Genomic DNA, 24552 nt, shown 5'->3' with positions numbered 1-24552 from the left:
TCTGGATATGTGTATGAAATGCGAAATTAAAAATGTGTTAAAAGGTGCATTAGCTAATGCTGCAGGTTTAAAAATTACTGAGGAAGTTGTCGGGAAAGCAACCGAAGCTCAGTTAAAGGAATTACAAGCTGCAGATGCAGCGGAGAAAGCTATTAAAGAACAACTTCAAGCTGAATATAAAGCTGAGATTGCACCTATTCGTGAGAAGTATATAAAACGCACTGAGGAACTATTAAAACCAATTTTTGACCGACATGATGCGGCTTGTATAGAAATTCAAAATGCTTTAGGTATCAAAGAAGAAGACGATGTATCAATAGATCTCAAAACAGGTGAAGTTACAAAGGAAGTTATCAGAGAAAAACAATCCAGCACCCTTCACTAATGCGCCATATTGTTGATGGCGGTATTACCTTAGATACAACGTTACGAAGAACACGAAAAAGCAGAGGTGAGAGTATGAAGTTTCTATATTTCGGTGATCCACATATACGAGGTACGAATCCTCGTAACCGTAAGGATAACTACAAAGAGGCATTAATTGCAAAATTACGTGAGATTTTTGCTTTAGCTAAATACAAAGGTGTGACAGCAATTATTCAACCTGGGGATACGTTCGATAGGCCTGAGGTTACGACAAGTGTGTTACTAGAGTTCGCAAAGGTATTGAAAGAAAGTCCAGTTCCAATTTATACAACAGCTGGTAATCACGATATTTACGGGTACAATCTTGCAACGTATGAACGGACAAGCCTAAGAGTACTGGAGTTAATCGTTCCACAGCTTACAGTCATTAATGATCCTGGACAAGCTCATATGTTTCATCAAGATGGTAATCATGTACAGCTAACATTTACACCATACAGTGACCGAATTGATAAAGCTGGATATGGTTATTCTCCAGAAGTTATTGAAGATTATGATTCAACAAAAATACACGTAGCACACGGCATGCTACTTGATCACGATCCACCTTTTGACCGATACACAAAAGTACAGGATGTAAAAACAGAGGCGGATTTGGTTTTGTGCGGCCATGACCATACAGGTTTCGGTATCTATGAACGTTCTGATGGAAAAGTGTTTGTGAATGATGGGAGCCTGACACGATTATCAGCGTCAGAGGCTGAGATGCGAAGACAGATTTCTGTTCTTCTAATCGATGTGAAAGCACCCCGTGTTTTTGATTTAGAACGGATTCCGCTTCAAAGTGCAAAACCTGGTGAAGAAGTACTTGACCGTAGCCGGATTGAAGCTGAGAAGAAACGAGCGTATGCGATGGAGGAGTTTGCCTCATTAATTCAAACGGAAACAGGAGAAGATGTGCTAGTTGATATTAATACAATTGTTGAAAGTATAGCGAAGACAGATTGTATTAATCCTGATGTGGTGGAAATAGCGTTAACAAAAATAGCGGAGGCAAAGGAGGGATTACGAGCGTGATTGTTACTAAACCGCAATTTGATGAAAACGAATTAGGTGAAGGTACACCGGTGCAATTATGTATTTCTAGTAAAAAAGAGAAAGACTGTAAAACAAATTGGAACGGTATTGTAGTTGGTTTTACTCCTCTAAAGTTGAAGGTTGCTGGCTACACACCGAAGTGGGCTTTAGATATCGAAATTGTAGAAATCAGTATTGACCAGGTTTTAAAAGAAAAAGTATCAATTGAAAAATTGGTTCGACCGATACGTTGTACAAATCCTGAGGAGGTTTCAATAAATGACTGAATTAAATAATCAAATTCGTAGCCTACAAGAAGTCCATGGGAAAGAAAAGTTACTTGCTGCCGCAACCGAAATTTTAGGTAAGAAAGTACCGACAGACTACATTCGAGTATTAGATCCACTTGAGTTACAAGCATCCTTACAACAAATCGATGCTGCAGTACAAGATGTTCTTGAAAAAGGTAAGGCACGTGAAGAAGCTTATGGTAAGAAAGCAGAACTAATTAAACAAAAAGTGAAGCTGAAGACAGCTGTAGAACTAAAAGAAGCCGAAGCGTTTATGCAAATCCAAGGTGAAGGGCGTAATCAATTTGCTTATGTAAATGATCAAAAGGTTGCTCTTACTAACGACACATTACGTGATGCGTACCGACAACACTACAGTAAAGAAGAACGTCAACAGCTTACTGAGATAGAGCAAGAATTAGCTTCTATTGATATCAAAATTTATCAAACAAAAGATGCTTGGGAAACAGCGAAAGAATCAGCTGATCTTGTAAAGGCAAAAGCTTACGTACAAGCAAATCTATTGAAATTTTTAGCGTAGGGGGTAGAGAAATGGGGTGCGATATCCATGCATATGTAGAGGTTAAAAGATATCCATATCAAGATGAGAAAAGAGAAAACGGGGTATGGATAAATGCTGATAAATGGACGGTAAATCAAGAGCAAGTTCTTCACCCTGAAGATGATCAACGACATATGATTATTGATTATGATGATCATATTTATAAAGGACGTAACTACTATTTGTTTGCAATCTTAGCCAATGTGAGGAATGGAAAAGGATTTACACCAATTAGTGAACCAAAAGGGTTACCAGTAGATGTAAGTCCTGAGGTGAAAAAAATAAGTGATTATTGGGATCGTGATGGACATTCCCATTCGTATTTAACTTTGAAAGAATTACTAAGTTTCAATTGGGATGAAGTGATTGAAGCGGCGGAATTTTATGGGAGTGAAGAGAGAGCTAGAGAGATGCTGGGTGAAAAAATTACACGAATTATCCCTGAACTCTTAGGGGTAACTGTATATTACAACACAACTATAAGGGGTACAATGAGTGGATTTATGGAGACTATCGATAAGTTAAAAGGGTTTCTGAAAGATCATGACCACCCTTATTGGAAGACAACGGAAGAAGATATACGTTTAGTATTTTGGTTTGATAACTAAGGAGGTTGCTATGGATCCAAAACAAACAGCAATGAGAAATAAACAGCGTGAACGTCAGCAACGTGGGGATGATTTCCAAGCCGAAATCAGAAGAAGCTGGAGAGAAATTCCGAATGTATGGCGTATGAGAATTGCAGATGGTGCAGGTGCAACTCGTCCAGGTGATGAGATTGTGTTAACCCCTGAAGTAAATATATTAGCGGAGATGAAACGTACTGAGAGTCGTAGATTTTCATTAGATTATATGAGACCAAATCAGATTCTCGGTTTACGAGATTTTGATCAAATTATTGATAGAAATTTAGGTTTAGTATTTATTAGTTTTCTAAACGATAGCAAGGGGCTCGATGAGGCTTATGCATTCAGACTTATTACAGCTCTTATTCATATGAAAAAACGGAATGTGAACCATATAAAACTTGAAGAATTTCAAAGTCAGGCGGTTCCCTGTGTACCACTTCCAAGACTTACATACCACGAACCTTCTTACGATCTATTGGGGGTGCTCACTTGCTACAAATCTTTGTAAAACACAACATCCGAATAAGAGGTGCTAGTACACCTCTTAAGGCAGCAATTACTAAGGCGCTAACATTCGATAATCCAGCGTATTTGAAAGCAAAAAAACAACGTAGACCTACATGGGGCGTACAAGCAAAACTTGAATTGTTTGTATATGACAGAGGTGACATTGTTACGCCTCGAGGCTTCTTGTCAAGGTTGCAAGAGGTACTGAAAAGCTTAGGCTACGACCCAAGTAAAGTTATTACCTCACAGATTTCATATGGCCGAGATGTTAGTTTCGGGGAATGGGATGACGGGTTTGTTTTAAAAGAAGACCAGACACCAATGGTTGAAGCACTTATGCAAGAAAACGGAATAGGTGTAGCACCAGCTGGTTCAGGTAAAACCGTAATGGGCATGCGCTATATCTATGAAAAAGGTAAAGCGGCTCTATGGCTCACGCACACTAAAGACTTAATGTATCAATCCGCAAAGCGAGCTAAGGCTACAATGCCTGGTATCGGTCGTATCGGCTTTTTCGGTGACGGCGTACATGACTGGGGAGACGGTAAACTAATCGTTGCTACAGTACAAACCTTGCAGCGAAATCCACAAATAATCGATGCACTAAATGATTTTATCGGGACGGTAGTAGTGGATGAAGCCCATCACTTTCCAGCAATACAATTCATTGAAACGGCTGGGAAGTTAACGGCTGAAAATGTGATCGGTCTCACCGCAACACCTTCCCGAAAAGATGGATTAGAAATCTACATGTACAACGGTGTAGGTCCAAAAGTGTATGAGATTAGCAGAGATGGAATGTATGAAGCTGGGAGACTGGTAAAACCGACAGTGAAATTCGTATATACCGAATTCAATTACGAGACGGCAAGTAACCGTAACGAGATTGATAGTGTGGATGCTGGTGGAGAAAATCTTGATTACACAGATCTAATAAGGCACCTCATTTCTGATAAAAAGCGTGCGAAGTTAGTTTCTGAGAATATTGTTGAGTCTGCAAGTTTAGGGCCATCCATTGTTATAACAGAATCAGTTCGCTACTGTTTCGTACTTGAAGAACTCGTAAAACGAATGGCAAAAGCAAGATTCGGTATCGATGTTAGAACAGCTGTAGTACACGGAGGTATTAGTCGTTATACATGGAGAAAAGCAAAAAGCGAAAAACATGCACAGCAGCTTATCAATAGTGGTCATGCGGTAGATAAAAAGCAAGGTAAGTACGGTTGGCAGGTAAAGGTTGCTCAGTATTCAGAAAAAGAAATTCGTGAATGGCAAGTAACAAAACAACAACGTAAAGACATTTTAGAGGCTTGCGACAGAAAAGAAGTAGATATTTTGTTTGCCACTCAGTTAGCGCGTGAAGGACTGGACATGCAGCATTTAGTAGTTGGTCACATGGTAATGCCGAAACGTGGTGACTCCCGTGAGAGTAATAGTGGTTCATCAGTAGAGCAAGAAATTGGACGTATCATGCGTCCAGATCGGAACAATCCGGATAAAGAAGCATACTGGTTCGATTACGTTGACTACAATGTTGGAGTATTTAAGGACCAATATCACAGCCGTAGGAAAGTATACAGCAGAATCGGGTTAACGGTACCAAGAAAGCCGAAAACAGAACGCGATACAGTGGCTGACTTCTTAAATGATATGCCTTGGTGAAAGGGGTGATAACGATGGAAAAGTACGAATATGTGGGTGCGCTTTATGAAATCACAGAACTAATTGCTTCAGCGAAAGAGGTGGAGTAAGTGGGTTTGAAAGAAACAGGTCAAAAAATCGTTAAAAAAGTGATGAGGGTGTTTGCAAGAGGATCCGGTAAAAGTTTAACTCTTCAACGAGGAATCCCGATAATGGTAGAGGTTCCGGAATACGATTCGAAAGATTACGAGATTTCGTATAACAGAAAAGTAACCTATCGAAAAAAGAAAAGCCAAGCAAAACGAAAAGCATGGAAAAAACATGGCCTACAGGGGCGCGGGAGGAAAAAATAATGACACAAGAAACAAATCAAAATGAAGTAGTGGTACAAAATAACACGGTGGCGAAAAGAAACGATGGCAGCAATTATATTTCAGCAATTTTAGAAGAAACAAAGCAGGGATTCGTTGAAGCGAATAACGGTCTTGATATGGATTTCGTCCGTATGGGCGAGTGGTTAACGGTTAACAAGAAAGGGAATTTCGTAGAAAAAGATGATGAAAATGTAATGTACGGCGACAATATTGATGTAGTAATCGGATACGGTGAGCAACGTTGGTCTGTATGGGGGAAACAAGATTCTCCTGAAGATGGTCAGTTGATCGTGGCGGAAAAAACAAAAGAAGATGCGGAAGTTGTATTCAATCAATGGCTAGCTGAAAACCCTCAAGCAGAAGAACGTTATGAATTAGATGATATTCAACTTCGCTATATGGCGTCAGTTGTTCCAGTATCAACGTTAAGCCCAGAAGATTTCCCTCGTATCTACTTAATGAGCTTTAGCCCGACAGACACAATTATTTTCGGTCGTTTTGCGATGAATGTATATACAGGGAAATATAAAGCTCTAGGTGTTCCATCTAAATTAGGTGTCAATAAAATTGTTACACGCTTAGTAACAACAGAACGTAAAAGTCGTACAAACGCTAGTAACCAATGGATCGGTATCGACTTCCAACCTGTTGGTGTATTTAAACCAGAAGATTACGGAATTAACGTGGAAGAAACAGAACAAGCTTCAGAATAATTAAGGAGGGCGTCTACAAATGGCAAAAAAGAAAGATAAAACAAGTGAGTATCAATATGTAGACGCATGGTACAGCAATCAGAACGGTAGAAGCATTCCGTGGAAACGAATCCCTTCCTCTGAAGTGAAGCAATTCCAAACGGGAGAGGCATTCAATTTCAATTGCTTTGCTACAGTTCAACGATTTGCGAACGACACAAAAGTAAAGGGGGAGGCATTTATTGCTCCCCTATATTTTGACCTTGACCATGCGGAAGACCCATCAGTCAGCCAAAAGGATGCAATAAAGCTGGTGGAATTTTTTACGAAAGAGATGGATATTCGTGAATCGGATATGTGGATTTACTTTTCTGGATCAAAAGGATTCCACATCTTAATAAGCTCCGATGCGCTCGGTATTGAACCGAGGAACGACCTTCATAAAATCTTCAAACATATGGCTGGGTACTTAGTCCATAGACTAGGACTCACGTCACTAGACCTTGTGGTGTATACAGAAAAACGGATGATTCGTTTACCGAACAGTATGCATCAAAAAACGAACCTATTTAAAACAGAAATTAGTGTAAATGAATTAAACAAATTAACGTTGGAAGAAATTAAAGATTTAGCGAAATCACCAAGACACGCTGACGATCTACCTTATACGGCAGAAGAACGTAAAAAGGCCATGAAATACAGACCTCGTACGGGGTATTTACTAATAAATAAGACAGAAGAATATGAACAAGCTGCAGCAACGAGTGCTCGTAAGTATGCGAAAGAAGAATTCCAGTTTAAGAAAGATAAACCACCGGCATGTGTCGTTGATATTTTAAATGGTGGCTGGAAAAAAGACGGTGACCGAAACCAGGCAACAGTACAGCTTGCATGTTACTTCAAAGACGCTGGCTACACGAGAGAAGAAACAATGAAAGAGCTGGAAGACTGGGTGCTTAAATTCACATCTGAGAGTAACGAGTACGGAAAACAACAGCGTGTAGCAAATACGAGAAGTGTTGTTGATGCGGTATACAGCGGTGATAATACATACAAATTTGGTTGCGCGTTTATTCGTTCACTACATGGCGAAAAGAAACCAGGCAGCAAAGAATATGAGCGTGTAGCATGTGCGGGTGATATGTGCCACTGCATTAAGAAGAATGCGGAAGAAGAGGAAAATGCAAAGTTACTTCATTTAGCAGAGACAGGGAATGCAGATCTTACTGGAAAGCTTGTAAAAACACGTGTCATGGTTGCAGGTAAAAAGCATACGCCTTACATCATTCCGAAAAACATTGAGTACCATTGCTGGGGCAGGGAAAGTTGTAAAAAGGTACATTGCCCTCTATACGACATCCATACGCATACAGGATACAAAGACCTGGGTGTAAGTGATCGGGAAGTTATTCAAATGACGGGTGTAGGTGACGATAACATAAAAGGTATTTTACGAGAAATATCAGGCATACCGAATTGCCCGAAATACAATACGGATATTTTAGAGAACATGAACGTGGAAGAGTTACTTGTAATCCCGATGGCTGAAGAAGATGACGAAAAGCAAGAGCAGCATAAAGGGAATTATGTACTACGAAAAGTGTACGCCGTAAATGGACTAAACGTAAGTGAGAATAAGTACTACGAATTAACAGGTTATGTATACCCACATCCAAAGAACCAGGAGTCAACACTACTTGTAAAGAGTGCGGTACCGCTTCAGGATGTGGTTGAAAGTTTTGAGCTAAATGAACAAGTGAAGGAAGATTTGGCAACGTTTCAGCCGGCAGATTATACAGCAGAATCGATTGAACAAAAGTTAGGAGCTATTTGTAACGATTTAACGTACAACGTAACACACATCGTAGAACGCGATGAAACGCTACTTGCAGTATTGTTAACACTTCATAGTGTCCTTCGCTTTAAGGTACCTTGGGATTTAAATCCGTTACGTGGTTGGGTGGAATTAAAAATAGTAGGTGATACAGGTACCGGTAAGTCCGCGCTCATTGAAAAAATAATGAAATATGCAGGACTTGGAACACGAGTGAATGCGGAAAGTACGTCTCGTACAGGTCTAACATACAAGATGGAACAGTCAGGTGCTCAAGGTGCATGGTACATCGTTTGGGGTGCATGGCCGTTAGCGGACAAAGAAATGATTTGGATCGATGAGGATACAGGTATTACAAAAGACGATTACGGCGAAATGACACTTGCTCGCTCTGACGGGAAGCTAGAAGTAAAACGAGCTGTAACAGCTGAAACACCTTGTAGAGTACGTGCCATTATGTCAGGGAACGTACCAAAAGGGAAACGACTTGCTGATTACTCTCAAGGCGCTGAAAGCTTAAAAGATATTTTCAATAATGAGGATATACGTCGTTTTGACTTTGCGGTATTTATGAGAGCCAGTGACGTGGATCCTGAATTATATAACCAAACACTTGCTACGTACCCATCAATCATACAAAAGGATACGTTGAAAAATAACATCTTATTTTCATGGTCACGTAAGCCGGAGGACGTGTTATTTACAGACGGTACGATTGATAAAGTACTGGAAGTTGCGACAGACCTTGCGAAAGTATATGGAAATGCGAATGACATACCACTTGTTTCTCCTTCAGATCAGCGGAATAAAGTAGCTCGTTTAGCAGTAGCACTTGCCGCTCTTACGCATTCGGTTGATGAATCAGGTGAAAGAATTCAAGTTTGGCCGGGACACGTTGAGTTTATTGGGGAGTATTTAAAAGCTTTATACAATGCTCCAGGTTGCGGCTTAAATTACTATGCTCGTTTAGCAATAAAAGAGGAAGAAATGACTGAAGAAAGATACCAGAAGTTTACGGCTGATCTTAAGAAAATCGATACGTTAACAGGTGAAATGAAGTTCTATGAGTTTATTAAACTATTTGCTCAGCAGAAGTACTTACGACTTGGTGACGTTGAAGCGATGCTTTCTATCGATAAAGAAGAAGCGAAAGCAATTGTAAATCAATTAGCGAAAATGAGGATGATCCTTTTAACAAGTGGTGGCTATCGAAAAACACCACGCTTTAATGCCTACATTGCGTATTGCATGAAGAAAGGACTCTTTGATCATATACAGGATGAGTACTACTAATTATATGGACAAGCACTACAAATATGACTGGAAGTGAAAATATGAAGCTCGGAAGCTTATTTGGGAAACCAAGAACGTTAGCAAGTGGCAAAAAACAAGTACCGGTAAAGGAATCGAAATTAGCGGTAGAAATGGAAAAAAAGAAGAAGACCGGACAATTCGATATTGTTTGGCCAAAAGTAGAACCGCAACAAGTGAAAGACTATCAAGCTATTCTTACAGTTTCAGATTTAAAGAAATATCTTGAGCGTTGTATACAAACAGGTAAAGCAGGATTTGATTGGGAGACAGCAGCAAGTCAAGAAATTAGAGCGCATTATAAAAAGGCGTTTGAAGATATAGAAGAAGCCTGTGTTACAGGTACTATTGATGAGAAAGGAGCAGAAAAACAAAGAGAAAGTTTAGAAAAAGCATATTTAAAAACACCGTTAGATCCGTGGAAAGGTGAAATTTGTACCGTATCTTTATCAGCCGCAGCACATGAATCAAGAGTTGTTCCAATCTCACATAAAGTTGGCCAAGTATTCGAACCAAGTATGGATAGAGATGAAGCTAGGAAATTGGTTCTAGATTTGCTTGATGAATACCTATTTAAAAATGAAAAGGTATTAAAGATTGCGGTCAATTTGTCTTTTGAAACGAAATATGCAGCGAAGTACGGTAAATACATTTTAGGGAAAGTAGCAGATCCATTGATTATGTGGGTACGGTGTTTACAAATCGTAGCACCTCAAAAGATTAATAACCCGAAAAAACCTACAAGTGGATGGGGTTTAAAACCAGCTACGAAACACATTTTTGGTGTAACGATGAACGACTTTTCAGCCCTTTTAAAGAAATACAAGGTCAATTTCTTTGACGAAATTGATGCGAGTAAAGGTGAAGGGCTGCTTTACTCAGCTGAAGATGCGGATTATGCACTGCAGCATTATGAATATTGGTCTCAAATCGCTTCGCAAATTCCGCAATATGAGGAATGGCTTCATAAGATTGAAATGCCATTCACACGTGTTATCGGCCTTATGGAATATTGGGGGATGAATTGGGATCCAAACCTTGCAATGCAAAAGAAACAAGAAGCAGAAATTATGCAAGAGCAAGCGGCTGAACGAATTAAACAAATCGCGAAAGAAACGTTCAATATTGATATAAATACCGGTAAATCAGGTAAGACAAACGAAGTGAAAAGCTTAATGTTTGATTACTTAAAAATACCGATTGCCAAATATGGAAAAACAGGCGCGAGTCTTGATCAAGAGGCGCTTATCGATATGGCATTTATGCTTGAAAACAAGCTGAACGATATCGACGAGGAAAAATACCTCGGTGTTTCATCACCTGAAAATTGGGAAAATATTGATCCGGAAAAGGATCCTACTTTAGATAAGCTAGAACGCGGAGCGATTCGTATCGCAAAACGTGAACCGCATCCTTATAAAGAACAGGCGCTAGAAGTTATTGACCAGCTAAAGAAAATACAAAAATACACGACATTACTTTCTTCGCACATCATAGGACGTGAAAAGTACTTGAACTTTATGAGTGGACGGATTCATGCAGGGTACAGCCCATTTACGGAAACAGGACGTTTAAATAGTTTTAACCCAAATGGACAAAACGTTCCTAGACCTGATAATGACGAGTTTAAAATAAGAAACTTCTTTGTACCTAAACCAGGAAAGATATTATTCTTCATTGACTTCTCAGGGTTCGAGCTTCGCTTAATGGCATGGAAATCAGGTGACGAGGTCATGACGGAGCTGTTTAATACAGGCGGGGATATGCACCGTAGAACCGCATCTGTAATGACTGGAAAGTCTGAGGCTGAAATTGTAAAGAAAGAACGTACAGATGCAAAGGCAGGAAACTTCGGTATCTCTTATGGCGGTACGGAACACGCTCTACAATTCACATTTAAAACAAAGTACTTAATTCGTAAAACATTAGATGAATGTGCGCAGATTGTGAATGCTGTTAAAACAGCGTACAAACGCATACCAGAATATCAACGCAAGGTTGTTTTAGAAGCACGGGAGCAAGGCTATGTACAAACGATTTATGGGTATATGAGATTACTACCCGGCATTAACAGCGCGAATAGAAGAGATCGTGGCTCTGCTGAAAGACAAGCAGCGAATACACCAGTGCAAGGTAGTGCAGCTGACATTATGAAGAAAGTACAAAATGAAATTTATGAATCTATTGGTAAACAAGAAGGTGTACTTGCTCATGGTAGTGCCGATATGATTGCACAAATTCACGATGAAATTATTTTTGAAATAGATGATGATCCAGAGATTGTAGTGGCAGCAGAAAAACAAATTAAACAAGTTATGGAGCAACCTCCAGTACCAGGATTTCCAGTTCCTATTGAGGCAGAAGGAAGTGTAGGTTATCGATGGGGCGAGAAAATGAGTGTTGAGTCCTGGCTTAAACAAAGGGAGGAATAGCATGTGGGAAGAGGAGAGGGACCGCGTAAATCGATGTTTACAAAGCGTCACGCAACAGCATTACCACGTGTAAAACCAGCAAGAATTGTGGGAAGCATTGCTGGAGAACCGTACAACATGGTTTGGGTAGTAAGTTCATTAAGAAAAGATAAAAAGACTGGTGTGTTAGACCCAGCACCACAGGATCCGTACGCAGAATTACTATTCAGCAGTTGCTTTAAAAAATGGGGGGAAGATGATGAACGCCTTGAACCGTCAACAACGCCGGGCGAGTGAACGTGAGAGAAAAAAAACAAGAGAGCGTCAAAGTTTTCACAGAGGTGAAGTGCAGCAAGTATCCCTTTTATCGTATAAAGATGGCCGAACATTAGCATTACGAGCGGTAAAAGAAGTGTTAGGTTTGGGGCCAGTACGTTTAGAGCGTATACAGAAGCGATTGGAAGAATTAGAAAACGAGAATTTTAATGAACTATTTTTAGAGCATTTAAGAAAATAAAAAGCTGTAGAAAGGAAGTGCAGTTGTGGGTGGTAGACAGCAAGGAAAGGGGTACGAAAATCGGAAAAGTGATCGGAAGATGGAAAGATTAAAACGTGAAATGAGTAAGCAAAAAAGAAAAGTAGCAAAAAGTGAGCCACGAAAGGCGGTAGTGTATTTGGACAATTCGGAGCAACAGTTAAAAGATGTGATGCAAGAAAATCGTGATTTGCAGTTAGCAGTTGATTTATACAAGTCTCAGGTGAAAGTGAAAGACAATTACGCAAAACGTGTATTGAAAGAAAATAACGAATTACGGGAACAGATTAAAAATTTACGTAAAAAGTCTATTTCGTTATTTGTTTCTTATATGGTGGTAGCGGCCATTGTTAACTTTGTGATTACTAGATAAGAAGGGGGCGATTGAGGTGACTGTAGTGAAAGATAACGAGTTCTGGAAAGAAGTGTATTACTACATGGAAAAACATGCTTGCTATAAGGATGAGGCTGTAAAGATCGTGGAGGCTCAGTTCAATAATAAGAATGAGAAAAGAGTAAAAATTATTGAAGCTGTAAAAGAAAAGTTGATTTGTGCAGGAATACCTGAAAAGGACTCTTTAAAATTGGCAGAAACTGCACCTTTTGTTAATTCCTTAACTGGTGCCAGTGTAGAAAGAATGGTGAGAAGTTTTATAGATTTGTTTAAAAAAGGGGAGCGTGCAAAACAATGAACATCATTCATTTATTCCAGCTTCAAAAAGACCTTGATAACAAGATTGTTGAAAAACGTGGTTTACAAAACGTTCCATTGTTTCAAGAAAAGAAATTATCATTTCGTGATGAACTAAGTGAATTACTTCATATGTGGCGTGGTCATAAGTTCTGGAGTGAAAATAACAAGCCGATTACAAAAGGTGTACGTAACAAGGGTCAAATGATGGAAGAAGATAAGGTGTACTATAATCCGTTATTAGACGAATTTGTTGATGCACTTCACTTTGCTTTATCGATTGGATTAGAACGTGAATGGAATAAATATATCGATTTCTTTGTAGTACGTAATAACAAAGGAAATACAAAAACGGAAATTATCGATGTGTTTAACGATTTATATGAAAACAAATTATGGACTGCGGCACACTACATGACCTTGATGAATGACTTGGCGTACTTAGGTGCGGCACTTGGATTTTCGGCTATTGAGATTTATAACGCGTATATCGAAAAAAATAAAATCAATCATGATCGTCAGGCATGCGGGTACTAAAAGGAGGCGGAACGGTGGGGAAAGTTATTCTTTGGACAAAAGAAGAAATAGCGTATCTGGAAGATTCCTGGGGGACATACAGCATTAAAAGTATCGCGAAGAAGTTAGATCGCACTGTAAATGCCATAAAACTAAAAGCAAATCGTATAGGGTTAAGTGATCCACGGTTACATTTCAATGGGCTTACAGTGCTCCAATTAGCAGATGTATTACAAGTAAGTTATAAAACAATCGAATCGTGGTATGAAAGGTTCGCATTTCCTATAAGACTAAAGCTATTTGCAAAAACTCAAAAAATTAAGGTTGTTTACTATAAGGATTTTTGGGGTTGGCTAAAACAACATAAACAGGTAGTTGATTTTTCGAAGGTTGAATATGGAATTTTAGGACCTGAACCAGAATGGATGAAAGAGAAACGTGATGCGGATGTGTATAGAAGGAAAAAAGAGAGAGAGCCTTGGACCAAACAAGATGAATTATTACTAAAAAGTATGGTCAAAGCGAATTGTTATACGTATTTGGATATCGCGAAACGTCTCCAGCGAACAGAAAGTGCAATAAAGAAAAAACTGGAGGAGCTTGGGATATTCGAGAGACCTGTAGAAAGTCAGGCATCTTATACAGAAAATGAAATACGAATTAGTTTAGACCTATTTGAAAAAGGTTACACGGTAGATGCAATTGCAGAAAGGTTTGGGAAAAGTGCATTAACACTTGTTGGATACTTAGAAAGTAAGGGGTATCGGTTTAAGGCGAAAACGGTGATAAAACCGGAGAACGTCGCATTTTAGATTTTAAATAAAAAAGACTAGGATTGCTCCTAGCAAAAGAGTTATGTCGTACAGAAAGGTACTTGTGTGCAAACCAGGTGTTTGCAAATTCATTATATAACGTTTCTGAGGTGGACAGGCTGAATCATAGCAATCTTTACGTAAACTTTACATGGCATTGAAGAGTTTGATAGATATCAAATTTGAATTTTATTAGAAAAGGAGAATGCGAGATGAAGTTTCTACTAGTTACCTGTATTGAGGACGTGGTCATTACAGGTAGAAATAGTGATGGTACTCCAGACCATTGTTTTATTCAAGGCAAAGAATACGACATGTGCCTTGACGAGAAAAAAGGCGACTGCTTTACAGTGAATGAAGTTAGAGAAATGCACTTTATAGGCTATGAAAACAATTATTACTTTGACAAACATTTCAAAGTCGTAAAAGAGTTGGAGGACGAGGATCTCGCTAATGATGAATTAAGACTTCAACGACTAAAAAGAATGGCTCGAGAAAAACATAATTACGAAGAGTAAAGTCGAAGCGTTATTTGAAAGGAAGTGCCGTAAATGGAAGAGAGAAAACATCTTTTTGAAGATGGTGAAAAAGTTCGGATTATAGAGACTGGTGAAATTGTTACAGTAGATCATTGGTGGTTCGCGAAACCAACTGTAGATGTAAAGCTCTTCACAGCGCAATACAACATTGTAGAGCATCCTGGTACGTGGTTTGACGAGCGTGAATTAGAAAAGATTTCTTAACAAAATAGTTATTTTAATCGAAAGGAGGGTGTATATGGAGAACCAATGTAACCATGAAAAGGTGTATGACAATCGAATGATGATGTCATATCCACCTAAAAAGAATTGGATATGTAAGAAGTGTGGAGCAAAAGGGGTAATTGTCATTGGCGTTCCTGTTCAGAAAACAGAGACCTATGAAGAAATTAGGAAAAGATTTAAAGCTTAATAAAATTCTTATTTTGGAGGTAATTAATTTATATGAAAATCCCGTTTGAAAATACAATATCAATTACTGAAAAAGGAAAGGTTAGTAATTTTATTAAGGCTACTGATGACGGAAAGGTTTTACTGAATGACAAAGAAGTAGAATCCATTGAAGAAGTTAATCTGGTGTTAAATTTAATCATTAAAGCTATAAACAATATGGTGCGTTAAATATTTCAACAAAATCTTTATTTGGGAATAAGAGGTGGAAAAGTTGAAACGATATGAACCTTATATGGGGAAGCATAATGTGAAGATTGGTGAAATACTAGTATTCAAATTTAGAACATTATCGAATGCAATTTCTGAGATTATCGGGGAAGTGATTTCATTTGGTGTTACGAAAGATGGAATTGAATATTTAGAAGCCGATGTAGGAGCCGGAAGAAATAAGAAATATGTAATCTAAACAAAACCGTTATTTTGAGAAAGGAAGAATGAAAATGAATACAGTGACTATTAACTTTGGACCAGGTACAGCAGCATGGAAAGATATGCAGGAGGTTGCTAAAGTTCTGCAAGAAAAGGGTTACTCGGTTGAGCCAAAAGAGGGCATTGGAATGGTGAAGTTAACTAAGGATATTTCAGATGAACCTACGATACGAAAAATAGGGGATTTAAAAGTTGGAGATCAGGTTATGTATCAAGATGAAGTTGAAACAATTCACTCTATAAGTCGAGATGAGTATGGGGAATATGATGTTCAAATTGGATGCTATCACGAAAAGTTTTGTCAAACATCCGAATTTGAGGTAGTTGAGTAGGAAACCAAACAAAAATTTCATCTTAAATAGAGAGGACTGGCAAACATGAGCCTAAAGAAAAAGCTGGGAAACATCATCTGGCACATTGAAAATAACCGCGGAATTATAGGTGATACACAGGTACTTGATCAAGTGCTTGAAAGCTTGAAAGGTTTAGAGAGTGAACTTCACGTTGCACCCATGACATTAGAAAGCGCAAAAGAAAATGGCAAACAGTTTTCTACAGGATTTATGAATGGTATTAACTTAGTACAAGCAAGTACTCCAGTGCAACCTAGCCATACGTTTAAAGAGGGAAAACCACGTTTTTGGTACGGAAAGCATAGAGGCCATAATAAATGGGATTTAGCAAAAGACTATTTTCAGATGTCTAATGATGCGTTCTTTGATCATTACGGATTTAATTTTGTACCAACTGGTCGGCTTTATGATGAAGCGAAAGGTTTTTTAGCAAGACAAGAAAATGTATTTAGGGGAGGGACTATGAATAATGGCGCATATTAAATTAATCGATGAAACAACAGACTTGTCACAAGTGAAAAGACCTATCGGTTGGGATCTAGAAGTAAATGGCGTTCCGTATGATGTGTATCGCATTGATGGGTACAATCATACACTTGGCGGTAAGTTCTCAGAGAATTGTTATTGGGCATGTCCAGCAGGAGAGAAACCTACTTATAAAAACCTGATTGAGTTTAACGGTGATGCACCAACCTGGGGTGTCGTATTTGATCGTTCTAATTATACAAAAACAAAGTGGAATGAAACGTCAGTCGAATGTAACGGTATCTGCTGGATAACACGAAATGGGAAGAAATTTTACAGGATTCCTGCACGATACATGGATTACGGATTAGCAAAGGCACAGTACATTTTAGTGAAACTATTAGAAGAGTGCCCACTTTGGTTATCCGAGAGAAATTGGAACGAAAAAGCTATTGGACGAAAGATTTGGTACGAGAATCAACCAGCTAAAATAACAAGAATTAATGCCGATAATGAATTGTGGATTGAACCAGACGGTATTCCAGTATTTAAAGCTCCTGCTCATTGGGATCACGATGATTATTCCGATTATGAAAATGGATTACGAGTAGACTTGTTGTCACCGCACATCTATTGGTACAGAGATTAGGTAAGAGAAGGAGTATCTAAAATACTATGAAACCTGTAAAAGCGAAATGTGAAGTATGTGAGCACGTGTTTCGTGTCCAGATGCTCGTAGCGCGATTATCGAACCGTGTGGACAAGCACTATTTCATTTGTCCAAGCTGTAAAACAGAATTTGTAAGTTATTATTCGAACCGTGAAATGAGACAGTTGCAGAAAGAAATTTCGAAATTATACAACGGTTTCCGTAAATGTTATTCGAAAGAACATGCAGAAGTGATTCAGGCGAAAATCGATAAAAAGGATTTAGAGTTTAAGTGGTTACGAGATAAATTACGAACGGATATTGAAAATAATTTACCAAAATAAAGGGGGCTGAAGTTATATGAATATACCTAAACAATTAATGATTGGTAGTGTACCGTACGATGTGGAAGTCGTAAAAGGATGGCTTGAAGAAAGAGAAAACGGAGAAGTAAGAATTGCTGAAGTAACGTATCACGAACAACAAATCAAGATTTCGGATAATGTAGCAAAGCATGAAGGGCAAATGAAAAACGTACTTCATGAGGCGATTCACGCAATGCTTTATGAGTACGGATTTGATCGTTTAAATAAAGAAGCAAACGTAAATGCATTAACTACAGTCTTTTTCGACTTTATTGAAAATAATATTCGTGGTGGTATCTCCAGCTTTGTAGGATACCAGTATTTATTACTTAAACGTCCAGAAAAAACAGATATAGAATTTTATGACTCTGATGCGGAGCCTGCAAATCTAAGATTAAAAAAAGAAACAGATGAACTTTCCTTTATCAACACAGCAGCGGAACTTGTAGAAACTATTAATCAACACCCACCAGAAGTGGATGTCTCAGCATTAGGAACTGCGATGGCAAAAACGGAGATTCATAACGCAGTAGATGATATTACGCGTGAACAGCTTCATGAATGGACTGTTAAAACGGCTCCTGAAAAGCCGACTCGTAAACTTCCAATCGTAGACGTAAATCGTAGCTCGTTTCCTGTTGAAGAGATAGCAAAGATCACGAAAAAAGAAGAAGAAGCTGATCCGATTCATTGGAAAACAGGTATTAAGTATGACGATGAGGGTACACCGAGATATCGTACACGCTATGAATGCTGCATGTGTGGGAATCGCGGAAATCAATACGAATATGAAGGAAATAAATTCACAAAATGCCACAAATGTAATGCGAAACTCAAGATAGTGCAGGCAACGGAAAATGGATTTCCTGAACGTGATGCATTCGGTAATTTTTACGTAGCTAATGATGAATACAGTGTTATTTTGGATGGTGAGTAAAGGTGAAGAATATACCTACAAAAAACTTAAGTGAAGAGCTGGAGACACGTGAAGGTGTCACAACAGTGCAAGTAAGCCCCCATGAAAAGATTGAAGTAGCCGGTATTACGGTTGAGGGTCCGGCTGTGATTCTAATTAATAAAGACTAGGAGTGACTGGATGGAACTTGTATACGAATATCCCATTTGGACAACGTGGTTCATCTGTGTAATATTCTTTGGTTTAGCTAGCGTTATAGAAACGATTAAGAAGTAAAGAAAAGGAGTTGGGAGAAATGAAAGAAAAAGACTTGAACATTTCAGAAGTACGTGGTGCGAAAAAGAACATTTCAGACTTACAAGTTTATGGTGATGTAGATATGTTCGCTTTACTTTGCAAAGCGAGTTCTCAAGAACAAGGTTGGATGAAATCAACGAAGGTTTGTAACGTAAAATGCGGTTGCGTGATGCAGGTGACAACTCAGCAGAAGAATCCTGATGGTAGTTATGCGGTAGCTGAGGCTTTAACGTATGTACCAGGTGTTCATATTGATACAGAAAGTGAACCGCGAAAGATGGTTCCAATCCCTGCGGAAAAATATGAAGTTAACCCTCTTGTAGAACTAGGGGAACGACGTCTTCAATCTAGTTGGATAAAAGGAGCTGAAGAGAAATGAAATCAACAGGTATCATTCGTAACATCGACTCACTAGGACGAATTGTAGTTCCAATGGAATTACGCCGTACATTAGGTATTCAGGTGAAGGATTCAATGGAAATTTTTGTAGATGGTGAATCTATTATTCTACAAAAATATAATCCGAATGGCTCTTGCCAAATTACAGGTGAAGTTTCTGAAGAAAATATCGAATTAGCTGGTGGTAAACTCGTGCTGAGTCCTGAAGGGATTGATCAGGTATTAGCGGAAATTGAAGCGCATTTGAAGGGGCGATAAAATGAGTGAACCTAATAAGCAATATACAAATATCGAACTGGAAATGATTTTGGATAACTTCGTAAAGGCATTACCGATGCAAATGCGTATGCAGCGTGAAATGTCTAAAGTATATAAAGCGCGTTTTGATGCACTTGTTTCGGAAGGATTTACGGAACAACAAGCACTGGAAATTGTAAAGTCACGAGGTATAGAGTGAAAGGTTCGGAAGCAATCTTACGAGCGATGCACCAGGTAGGAGGAGAAATTCCAGCCACGCAGTTTGATACGTGGCTGGGACAACTCTCTCATTTAGGTCTACTGGAGCAAGTCACGAAAGATGATAAGCATGTTTACTATTACCGGCTTACGGATAACGCAAGACAGTTTCTAGCGAAGAAGGGTGTGGAGTGAAGGTGAAAATACGTGTATGGACCCTAGTAATGAATTTGTTTGAAATAGGAAAAAAATACAAAATTATTATTTTAGACGAGGATAATGGACAGGTTGTATATAAATGCACAGTCAAGGCAAAGGACGGCGGTAATTTACTAATCGATGTGTATGAGACAGACGGGGAAGAAGATTATGGGCAAACGTGGATAAAATGGCGCTGGATTCTCGAAATGGAGCAACTAGAAGTAAACGTAAAAACGTTGGAGGTTCCTGAATAATGATAAAAGAAACACCGATTAAAACGTTAAAAATTAACGGGGAGAAAGTTATGTGCGACAGTCCTGTATTACATGAACCGTCAGCTGCTACGTTTATACAGGGAAAAGGTATCTTCCAAAAACAGGACCACACTTGGTACATCGATTTCGTCACGTATGCTCGTAAAGATTTCTTTGATTCTTTAGAAAATCGTGAGTCCGTCTTAGTAGAAATCACAGAGGAAAACGGAAATACACATCAGGGACGTGCCATATTTACATGTATTGATTCTACCTTGAATGAGCCAATTGTATATCGAATGGAAGGTATTACGGAATTAGAGCTCGTAAAACCGCAATTGATTTCAGAGGTACCTGAATTCCGTACGAAAGATCTTCACGGTAAACAAGTCACGCTTTACTACAGTTCTGATACTTCTACTACAGGCGATTATACAGTTGAGACACTTATCGCTTTAGAGAATGCAGGTAGTAATAAAGTGGGAATATATGTTCTTAGTAGTGAGGTAAAGGAGAGAAACAAGTGAATTATATAGATCGTATCACGGAATTAGCCCCACAAGTACCGGCGGTCGTTTTAGAAGATGTGATGAACCGGATTAAGGATTGGGTTGTAAGTGGTGGGAAAGAGGATGACCCGTATATTGAACAACAACTGAAATTCGTGGAACGTGTGGCTGCAAGGAGTAAGGAACATGACGTCTGAAGAAATCCGTAACTTACAAATCGATGGAGTAGATGTTCCGTTTTACGATGGGTATGTGACGGTACAAGAAGGAGTTGTTACGGGTAAGCTCACATGGAGCCTCCATGTTGTGGATTATGGAGCATGCGAATTTGTGGCCACGAACCAGTTACGTGATGTGGATATCGAGACAGAGCAAGGTAATGTATATGCCGGAGAAGGATTGATAACGAAAGTGACTGAAGAAAGGTTTCTCCTAGCTGGAAAGTCGGTGCTACGTGGTTATGAGACAACAGCTGCGTGGCACGTGTTTCGAGATTCGGAGATTCACAGCTGATTACACGAAAATAAAAATATATAAACGAAAAGTTTTTAGGAGGGGGTCTAATACACTACAGTACTTAAAAAAAGAAAAACAAAATAAAAAAGAACCCCCCCTTAAAAAAATATACCTTATATATATAATATAAATATAAAACTAATAATTATATATTATATATATAGTATTATTTATTAATAGTTATATAGTATGTAATACTATTAATGGTTTAAGGTGTTTGTTTTAGGGGTTTGATTTTCTGAGTCAGGAGGTTCGGAGATGACCAGAATTGATGGCTATGTTTCAAAGAAGACAATACGACTATGGCTGGAGAATTACGAATCGCTGGCTGTAGGTGATCGGTTCCCTGATGCGCCGCCTAGCTTTACTGGACCTGGTGCACTGGACGGGAAAGGCGATGGACGGTTGAATAAGATTGTGCTGGATCAGGCGATTAAACAATTACCGAAGAACATGAAATATATAGTGCTTGCTCGGTATGTGTACAAGATTCCGAGGAAACGAATACTGTATAAGCTGAGTATTAATGGCAATGAGTATTATAAATACTGTGATAAAGCTGTAGATACGCTCTATCTGATAATCAATGGTGACATTGTTGGTATGAACCAGCTAATAAAAAAAGTTGAACAAGACTTGACAAAGTAGGGTTTTTCTAGGTACAATTTATGCTAGGATGGTGAACTTGTGTCCTACTCCAACATTAAATAATACGCATAGCCATGAGGCCCGTCATTAGGGTATCATGGCTATTTTTATGTCCGTTGGATTGGACTGACTGTGGTGTATATAGTAGGTAGGAAATAGGGAAAGCCTTGTAGCATACCATAAACTATAGGCAACGCGAAAGGTGATTTCGCCAGTCGCTCCCCCCTGGAGGAGACAGCTGTTTGAAACTCAGGGGGTCTTGATTCAGTGTCTAGGTAGTTAATAAGGTGAAGATTATGCATAAATTAGACTAACAAGGCCTGTATGTATGACTTACAAACGTTGATATAACAACGATGTATAATAAATGTATATTGGTTACGTAGTGAAAAAATAAAGAATCATTGATATCAATGGATTAAGTTTAAATGTAGTTTACATAACCAATGTTATAGGCAGTCATTTTTAATACAATATTCATCGTTATTCAAAATAGGTATTTTAGATTATTAAACATTTGGTTTTGTTTTAATCCCCCGGGGGAGGTCAGATCTGGTGAGGGGCTGGCAGGCGCTCGTAACGTACCGCCGGAATTTTTAAACTCGAGGGGCTATACAAAACATACGAATTTCAAGGCAATCGATACTAAATCGGTTGCCTTTTTCTATTTCACGAAGAAAGGGGAGCGAAACAATGGCTAAGTTAGACGAGTTAAAACAGAAACTTACAGCTAAACAAATTCAAGCGGCGTACCTGCTTGTAGAAAACGAGTTGATGGAATCGAACAACGAAGAAAAAAGGACTCAGGACGAAATGGCCAACGAGCTAGGCATAAATCGGACAACGCTTTGGGAATGGCGAACTAAGAATCAGGACTTCATTGCATTCAAGAGTGAAGTGGCCGATAGTTTTCTTGCAGAGAAGCGTGAGCAGGTGTACAGCAAGTTAATGCAGTTAATTTTAGGGCCGCAACCGAGTGTAAAAGCTATGCAATTGTATATGCAGCGATTCGGTTTACTGACTGATAAGAAAGTAATTGAGGGTGATCTAGGAAATGCGACACGTACAAATGCAGAAATCGAAGAACAGCTTCAGAAATTAAAAAAATTGACAGGCGAGTAAAAGGAGGGCGGGCTACATGGCATATATAGACGGTAAATGGTTAGCCCGTCAAGAACGTCAGGAACGTATCGATCTTGTAGCAGAAAGAGCGAAGAAATTACAGGAGTTGTACGAGACTGGTGAGGCAACAGAATATTACATGGATACACTACTTGCTGACATCGATGAGCTAGAAAAGTTAAAAAGGGTGCACCGAGGAGAACATGACATGTTGTACTTCATGTATGAGTATTTCTCTGAAGAAGGGAATCCCGGGAATCCAGATAACTTAATCCCTGCCGGAGTAACGATGGATGATGCTGCAGAGTTTCACCAAACGTTATGTGGGCTATTAGATGACATCACAACAGGTAGGGAGAAAAAGAAAAAAGTAGCATGGAGTGTAGGACGTGGCCACGCGAAAACCGCTTATCTGAGTAACGGTTATTTGTGTCATCAAGTCGTGTATCGATTAAAGCAATACATTGTTTTGATATCCGAGACTTCCGATGTAGCTGGTGACTTTATATCATGGGCGCGTGATCAGTTAAAGTACAACGAGAAACTACGTGAAGATTTCGGTATCTTACTTCACGAACAAAAAAGCCGAAATGAAGTAGATAACGATAAAGAGTTCGTGACTTTAACAAACACGAAAGTCGAAGCAAAAGGTATAGGGACGCAGGTACGTGGTTTACGTCACGGTTCCAAAAGGGTTCAGCTCTACATTTTGGATGACTTAGAAAGTAAGGAAAACACGGCGACGGTTGATTTAATTGCCAAAAACAAACGTTGGTTCAAAGAAGAATTACTACCAGGTTTAAGTCGTCAAGAAGGTGCCTGTATTTATATGGGTACCATCGTTTGTTACGACAGTTTATTGCATCATGTTATTAAAAACCGTCGTGACTTTGTATCAAGATCATTTCCAGCAATTCTGAAATGGTCAGAGCGCGAAGACTTATGGCAAGAATGGCGTGAAATTCGTCAGGTAGATGAAGAGAACGCTTCTGATAAAGCTCGTGAATTTTACGAACAAAACAAAGAAGAAATGCTCCGGGGTACAAAAACATTATGGCCGTCACATTTCCCTTATATCGATTTGATGGAAATTAGGGAAGATGACGGAACAAAAGCGTTTAATCAGGAGTACTTATGTAACCCGACTGACGAGGAAAGGCAGATATTTAAACCTAAATATTTCACGTACTGTACTGAAAGTGATCTAAAAGATAAAAAACTTTTATATTACGGCGCTGTCGATTTTGCAATGGGGAAAGAAAAAGGTGACTACAGTGTAGTTGTTACACTTGCGAAAAACGTGGAAACAGGTACGTGCTACGTTATAGATATTTTTATGGAGCGTGTGCATCCAAATACATTGTTAGAAAAGGCTGTAGAATACACGCTGGCATATCAATATGAATCAATCGCAGTAGAGGCACAACAAGCGCAGGAGTGGTTTGCTGAGAAGGTTGCTGAAGCGTTGCAAAAGAAAGGGTATCCTTCATCGACTCGCTTAAAACAAATTAAGCAGCGTACACGAAAAGCGCTCCGTATTGAGTCATTATTACCTGATATACAGAGTGGTAAATTACGTTTTATGAAACATTTACGTGCTTTATTGGAGCAATTTGAAATGTATCCGATGCATCCACATGATGATGGTCCGGATGCAGTTCAAATGGCTTTTTCTATTGCATATAAACGTGCAAGACGTAAAGCGGGAACTACAGGAAATTCAAGATATTGAG

Annotated in this window: 38 protein-coding genes; all 38 read left to right on the top strand. The window is 38.9% G+C overall.

The window, feature by feature from the left end; genetic code table 11:
* Positions 1-7 precede the first annotated feature (7 nt).
* Positions 8-385 carry a hypothetical protein gene (locus tag ACUN13_RS16330; protein WP_086395752.1) on the top strand — a complete coding sequence of 126 codons (378 nt, stop codon included), beginning with the start codon at positions 8-10 and terminating at the stop codon, positions 383-385.
* Positions 385-1443, top strand: a complete 1059-nt coding sequence (locus ACUN13_RS16325) for a metallophosphoesterase family protein (RefSeq protein WP_440039351.1) — start codon at positions 385-387, stop codon at positions 1441-1443. The genes ACUN13_RS16330 and ACUN13_RS16325 overlap by 1 nt, the downstream gene beginning before the upstream one ends.
* A complete protein-coding gene (locus ACUN13_RS16320) occupies positions 1440-1730 on the top strand; it encodes a hypothetical protein (RefSeq protein WP_000637402.1) in 291 nt (96 codons plus the stop codon). The genes ACUN13_RS16325 and ACUN13_RS16320 overlap by 4 nt, the downstream gene beginning before the upstream one ends.
* On the top strand, positions 1723-2274 hold the full coding sequence (locus ACUN13_RS16315) for a hypothetical protein (RefSeq protein WP_086395753.1): 552 nt from the start codon (positions 1723-1725) through the stop codon (positions 2272-2274). The genes ACUN13_RS16320 and ACUN13_RS16315 overlap by 8 nt, the downstream gene beginning before the upstream one ends.
* An 11-nt stretch (positions 2275-2285) precedes the next feature.
* A complete protein-coding gene (locus ACUN13_RS16310) occupies positions 2286-2903 on the top strand; it encodes a hypothetical protein (protein WP_086395754.1) in 618 nt (205 codons plus the stop codon).
* Between the two features lie 10 nt (positions 2904-2913).
* A complete protein-coding gene (locus ACUN13_RS16305; RefSeq protein ID WP_440039349.1) occupies positions 2914-3432 on the top strand; it encodes a hypothetical protein in 519 nt (172 codons plus the stop codon).
* Between the two features lie 83 nt (positions 3433-3515).
* Positions 3516-5093, top strand: coding sequence for a DEAD/DEAH box helicase (locus ACUN13_RS16300; RefSeq protein ID WP_440039375.1), 1578 nt, complete (start codon positions 3516-3518; stop codon positions 5091-5093).
* A gap of 89 nt (positions 5094-5182) precedes the next feature.
* Positions 5183-5425, top strand: a complete 243-nt coding sequence (locus ACUN13_RS16295; protein ID WP_144488852.1) for a hypothetical protein — start codon at positions 5183-5185, stop codon at positions 5423-5425.
* Positions 5425-6159 carry a hypothetical protein gene (locus ACUN13_RS16290; RefSeq protein WP_144488853.1) on the top strand — a complete coding sequence of 245 codons (735 nt, stop codon included), beginning with the start codon at positions 5425-5427 and terminating at the stop codon, positions 6157-6159. Before ACUN13_RS16295 ends, ACUN13_RS16290 begins: the two co-directional genes overlap by 1 nt.
* 19 nt (positions 6160-6178) lie before the next feature.
* The gene (locus ACUN13_RS16285) at positions 6179-9265 is read left to right on the top strand and encodes a DNA primase small subunit domain-containing protein (protein WP_440039347.1); all 3087 of its coding nucleotides are present in this window, start codon (positions 6179-6181) and stop codon (positions 9263-9265) included.
* A 23-nt stretch (positions 9266-9288) separates the two neighbouring features.
* Positions 9289-11715: a bifunctional 3'-5' exonuclease/DNA polymerase gene (locus ACUN13_RS16280; RefSeq protein WP_445423878.1), complete on the top strand. Its 2427-nt coding sequence runs from the start codon at positions 9289-9291 to the stop codon at positions 11713-11715.
* Positions 11716-11718: 3 nt separating this feature from the next.
* The gene (locus ACUN13_RS16275; RefSeq protein ID WP_440039344.1) at positions 11719-11991 is read left to right on the top strand and encodes a hypothetical protein; all 273 of its coding nucleotides are present in this window, start codon (positions 11719-11721) and stop codon (positions 11989-11991) included.
* Positions 11954-12211, top strand: a complete 258-nt coding sequence (locus tag ACUN13_RS16270) for a hypothetical protein (RefSeq protein ID WP_033698362.1) — start codon at positions 11954-11956, stop codon at positions 12209-12211. Before ACUN13_RS16275 ends, ACUN13_RS16270 begins: the two co-directional genes overlap by 38 nt.
* Positions 12212-12236: 25 nt before the next feature.
* Positions 12237-12602, top strand: coding sequence for a hypothetical protein (locus ACUN13_RS16265; protein ID WP_033698364.1), 366 nt, complete (start codon positions 12237-12239; stop codon positions 12600-12602).
* Positions 12603-12618: 16 nt separating this feature from the next.
* Positions 12619-12921 (top strand): hypothetical protein, encoded by a 303-nt coding sequence (locus tag ACUN13_RS16260; RefSeq protein ID WP_440039343.1) that lies wholly within the window; start codon positions 12619-12621, stop codon positions 12919-12921.
* Complete coding sequence (locus tag ACUN13_RS16255; protein WP_440039341.1) at positions 12918-13457, top strand: dUTP diphosphatase; 540 nt, start codon at positions 12918-12920, stop codon at positions 13455-13457. The genes ACUN13_RS16260 and ACUN13_RS16255 overlap by 4 nt, the downstream gene beginning before the upstream one ends.
* Before the next feature lie 14 nt (positions 13458-13471).
* Positions 13472-14248: a hypothetical protein gene (locus ACUN13_RS16250; RefSeq protein ID WP_440039340.1), complete on the top strand. Its 777-nt coding sequence runs from the start codon at positions 13472-13474 to the stop codon at positions 14246-14248.
* Positions 14249-14460: 212 nt separating this feature from the next.
* Positions 14461-14766: a hypothetical protein gene (locus ACUN13_RS16245; protein ID WP_440039338.1), complete on the top strand. Its 306-nt coding sequence runs from the start codon at positions 14461-14463 to the stop codon at positions 14764-14766.
* Between the two features lie 33 nt (positions 14767-14799).
* Positions 14800-14991, top strand: coding sequence for a hypothetical protein (locus ACUN13_RS16240; protein WP_440039337.1), 192 nt, complete (start codon positions 14800-14802; stop codon positions 14989-14991).
* Between the two features lie 34 nt (positions 14992-15025).
* Positions 15026-15199 (top strand): hypothetical protein, encoded by a 174-nt coding sequence (locus ACUN13_RS16235; RefSeq protein WP_440039335.1) that lies wholly within the window; start codon positions 15026-15028, stop codon positions 15197-15199.
* Between the two features lie 32 nt (positions 15200-15231).
* The gene (locus ACUN13_RS16230) at positions 15232-15408 is read left to right on the top strand and encodes a hypothetical protein (protein ID WP_440039334.1); all 177 of its coding nucleotides are present in this window, start codon (positions 15232-15234) and stop codon (positions 15406-15408) included.
* 43 nt (positions 15409-15451) lie between these two features.
* Entirely contained in the window at positions 15452-15646 is a 195-nt protein-coding gene (locus ACUN13_RS16225) for a hypothetical protein (protein WP_440039333.1), read from the top strand.
* Between the two features lie 34 nt (positions 15647-15680).
* A complete protein-coding gene (locus tag ACUN13_RS16220) occupies positions 15681-16001 on the top strand; it encodes a hypothetical protein (protein WP_440039331.1) in 321 nt (106 codons plus the stop codon).
* Positions 16002-16046: 45 nt separating this feature from the next.
* Positions 16047-16505, top strand: a complete 459-nt coding sequence (locus tag ACUN13_RS16215; RefSeq protein WP_440039329.1) for a hypothetical protein — start codon at positions 16047-16049, stop codon at positions 16503-16505.
* Positions 16492-17136: a hypothetical protein gene (locus ACUN13_RS16210; RefSeq protein WP_440039328.1), complete on the top strand. Its 645-nt coding sequence runs from the start codon at positions 16492-16494 to the stop codon at positions 17134-17136. The genes ACUN13_RS16215 and ACUN13_RS16210 overlap by 14 nt, the downstream gene beginning before the upstream one ends.
* Before the next feature lie 26 nt (positions 17137-17162).
* Positions 17163-17480 (top strand): transglycosylase, encoded by a 318-nt coding sequence (locus ACUN13_RS16205; protein ID WP_221826517.1) that lies wholly within the window; start codon positions 17163-17165, stop codon positions 17478-17480.
* A 16-nt stretch (positions 17481-17496) separates the two neighbouring features.
* Positions 17497-18438 (top strand): hypothetical protein, encoded by a 942-nt coding sequence (locus ACUN13_RS16200; RefSeq protein WP_440039327.1) that lies wholly within the window; start codon positions 17497-17499, stop codon positions 18436-18438.
* A gap of 2 nt (positions 18439-18440) precedes the next feature.
* Positions 18441-18587 (top strand): BC1881 family protein, encoded by a 147-nt coding sequence (locus ACUN13_RS16195; RefSeq protein WP_071714789.1) that lies wholly within the window; start codon positions 18441-18443, stop codon positions 18585-18587.
* Between the two features lie 125 nt (positions 18588-18712).
* Positions 18713-19093, top strand: coding sequence for a hypothetical protein (locus ACUN13_RS16190; protein ID WP_098409525.1), 381 nt, complete (start codon positions 18713-18715; stop codon positions 19091-19093).
* Complete coding sequence (locus ACUN13_RS16185) at positions 19090-19371, top strand: AbrB/MazE/SpoVT family DNA-binding domain-containing protein (RefSeq protein WP_246962882.1); 282 nt, start codon at positions 19090-19092, stop codon at positions 19369-19371. The genes ACUN13_RS16190 and ACUN13_RS16185 overlap by 4 nt, the downstream gene beginning before the upstream one ends.
* A 1-nt stretch (position 19372) precedes the next feature.
* Positions 19373-19570, top strand: a complete 198-nt coding sequence (locus tag ACUN13_RS16180) for a hypothetical protein (RefSeq protein WP_001294615.1) — start codon at positions 19373-19375, stop codon at positions 19568-19570.
* Positions 19571-19760: 190 nt separating this feature from the next.
* The gene (locus ACUN13_RS16175; protein WP_242447950.1) at positions 19761-20024 is read left to right on the top strand and encodes a hypothetical protein; all 264 of its coding nucleotides are present in this window, start codon (positions 19761-19763) and stop codon (positions 20022-20024) included.
* On the top strand, positions 20024-20551 hold the full coding sequence (locus ACUN13_RS16170; protein ID WP_440039322.1) for a hypothetical protein: 528 nt from the start codon (positions 20024-20026) through the stop codon (positions 20549-20551). The genes ACUN13_RS16175 and ACUN13_RS16170 overlap by 1 nt, the downstream gene beginning before the upstream one ends.
* Positions 20548-20730 carry a DUF6877 family protein gene (locus ACUN13_RS16165; protein ID WP_033698399.1) on the top strand — a complete coding sequence of 61 codons (183 nt, stop codon included), beginning with the start codon at positions 20548-20550 and terminating at the stop codon, positions 20728-20730. Before ACUN13_RS16170 ends, ACUN13_RS16165 begins: the two co-directional genes overlap by 4 nt.
* Positions 20720-21046: a hypothetical protein gene (locus tag ACUN13_RS16160; RefSeq protein WP_144488875.1), complete on the top strand. Its 327-nt coding sequence runs from the start codon at positions 20720-20722 to the stop codon at positions 21044-21046. Before ACUN13_RS16165 ends, ACUN13_RS16160 begins: the two co-directional genes overlap by 11 nt.
* 261 nt (positions 21047-21307) lie before the next feature.
* Positions 21308-21697 carry a hypothetical protein gene (locus tag ACUN13_RS16155; RefSeq protein ID WP_440039320.1) on the top strand — a complete coding sequence of 130 codons (390 nt, stop codon included), beginning with the start codon at positions 21308-21310 and terminating at the stop codon, positions 21695-21697.
* A 693-nt stretch (positions 21698-22390) separates the two neighbouring features.
* Positions 22391-22819, top strand: coding sequence for a phBC6A51 family helix-turn-helix protein (locus ACUN13_RS16150; RefSeq protein WP_001086032.1), 429 nt, complete (start codon positions 22391-22393; stop codon positions 22817-22819).
* A gap of 16 nt (positions 22820-22835) precedes the next feature.
* Positions 22836-24551, top strand: a complete 1716-nt coding sequence (gene terL, locus ACUN13_RS16145; protein WP_325098395.1) for a phage terminase large subunit — start codon at positions 22836-22838, stop codon at positions 24549-24551.
* Position 24552 lies beyond the last annotated feature (1 nt).

The organism is Bacillus cereus group sp. Bce041 (genome assembly GCF_052646455.1).
This window is presented reverse-complemented; position numbering and strand designations above follow the sequence as displayed.

What these genes read in the sequence shown, in the direction of transcription:
- ACUN13_RS16330 (WP_086395752.1), top strand. Translation starts at nt 8, where the DNA reads ATGTGTATGAAATGCGAAATTAAAAATGTGTTAAAAGGTGCATTAGCT.
- ACUN13_RS16325 (WP_440039351.1), top strand. Translation starts at nt 385, where the DNA reads ATGCGCCATATTGTTGATGGCGGTATTACCTTAGATACAACGTTACGA.
- ACUN13_RS16315 (WP_086395753.1), top strand. Translation starts at nt 1,723, where the DNA reads ATGACTGAATTAAATAATCAAATTCGTAGCCTACAAGAAGTCCATGGG.
- ACUN13_RS16310 (WP_086395754.1), top strand. Translation starts at nt 2,286, where the DNA reads ATGGGGTGCGATATCCATGCATATGTAGAGGTTAAAAGATATCCATAT.
- ACUN13_RS16305 (WP_440039349.1), top strand. Translation starts at nt 2,914, where the DNA reads ATGGATCCAAAACAAACAGCAATGAGAAATAAACAGCGTGAACGTCAG.
- ACUN13_RS16290 (WP_144488853.1), top strand. Translation starts at nt 5,425, where the DNA reads ATGACACAAGAAACAAATCAAAATGAAGTAGTGGTACAAAATAACACG.
- ACUN13_RS16285 (WP_440039347.1), top strand. Translation starts at nt 6,179, where the DNA reads ATGGCAAAAAAGAAAGATAAAACAAGTGAGTATCAATATGTAGACGCA.
- ACUN13_RS16280 (WP_445423878.1), top strand. Translation starts at nt 9,289, where the DNA reads ATGACTGGAAGTGAAAATATGAAGCTCGGAAGCTTATTTGGGAAACCA.
- ACUN13_RS16270 (WP_033698362.1), top strand. Translation starts at nt 11,954, where the DNA reads ATGAACGCCTTGAACCGTCAACAACGCCGGGCGAGTGAACGTGAGAGA.
- ACUN13_RS16255 (WP_440039341.1), top strand. Translation starts at nt 12,918, where the DNA reads ATGAACATCATTCATTTATTCCAGCTTCAAAAAGACCTTGATAACAAG.
- ACUN13_RS16245 (WP_440039338.1), top strand. Translation starts at nt 14,461, where the DNA reads ATGAAGTTTCTACTAGTTACCTGTATTGAGGACGTGGTCATTACAGGT.
- ACUN13_RS16240 (WP_440039337.1), top strand. Translation starts at nt 14,800, where the DNA reads ATGGAAGAGAGAAAACATCTTTTTGAAGATGGTGAAAAAGTTCGGATT.
- ACUN13_RS16235 (WP_440039335.1), top strand. Translation starts at nt 15,026, where the DNA reads ATGGAGAACCAATGTAACCATGAAAAGGTGTATGACAATCGAATGATG.
- ACUN13_RS16230 (WP_440039334.1), top strand. Translation starts at nt 15,232, where the DNA reads ATGAAAATCCCGTTTGAAAATACAATATCAATTACTGAAAAAGGAAAG.
- ACUN13_RS16220 (WP_440039331.1), top strand. Translation starts at nt 15,681, where the DNA reads ATGAATACAGTGACTATTAACTTTGGACCAGGTACAGCAGCATGGAAA.
- ACUN13_RS16215 (WP_440039329.1), top strand. Translation starts at nt 16,047, where the DNA reads ATGAGCCTAAAGAAAAAGCTGGGAAACATCATCTGGCACATTGAAAAT.
- ACUN13_RS16210 (WP_440039328.1), top strand. Translation starts at nt 16,492, where the DNA reads ATGGCGCATATTAAATTAATCGATGAAACAACAGACTTGTCACAAGTG.
- ACUN13_RS16205 (WP_221826517.1), top strand. Translation starts at nt 17,163, where the DNA reads ATGAAACCTGTAAAAGCGAAATGTGAAGTATGTGAGCACGTGTTTCGT.
- ACUN13_RS16200 (WP_440039327.1), top strand. Translation starts at nt 17,497, where the DNA reads ATGAATATACCTAAACAATTAATGATTGGTAGTGTACCGTACGATGTG.
- ACUN13_RS16190 (WP_098409525.1), top strand. Translation starts at nt 18,713, where the DNA reads ATGAAAGAAAAAGACTTGAACATTTCAGAAGTACGTGGTGCGAAAAAG.
- ACUN13_RS16185 (WP_246962882.1), top strand. Translation starts at nt 19,090, where the DNA reads ATGAAATCAACAGGTATCATTCGTAACATCGACTCACTAGGACGAATT.
- ACUN13_RS16180 (WP_001294615.1), top strand. Translation starts at nt 19,373, where the DNA reads ATGAGTGAACCTAATAAGCAATATACAAATATCGAACTGGAAATGATT.
- ACUN13_RS16170 (WP_440039322.1), top strand. Translation starts at nt 20,024, where the DNA reads ATGATAAAAGAAACACCGATTAAAACGTTAAAAATTAACGGGGAGAAA.
- ACUN13_RS16160 (WP_144488875.1), top strand. Translation starts at nt 20,720, where the DNA reads ATGACGTCTGAAGAAATCCGTAACTTACAAATCGATGGAGTAGATGTT.
- ACUN13_RS16155 (WP_440039320.1), top strand. Translation starts at nt 21,308, where the DNA reads ATGACCAGAATTGATGGCTATGTTTCAAAGAAGACAATACGACTATGG.
- ACUN13_RS16150 (WP_001086032.1), top strand. Translation starts at nt 22,391, where the DNA reads ATGGCTAAGTTAGACGAGTTAAAACAGAAACTTACAGCTAAACAAATT.
- terL (WP_325098395.1), top strand. Translation starts at nt 22,836, where the DNA reads ATGGCATATATAGACGGTAAATGGTTAGCCCGTCAAGAACGTCAGGAA.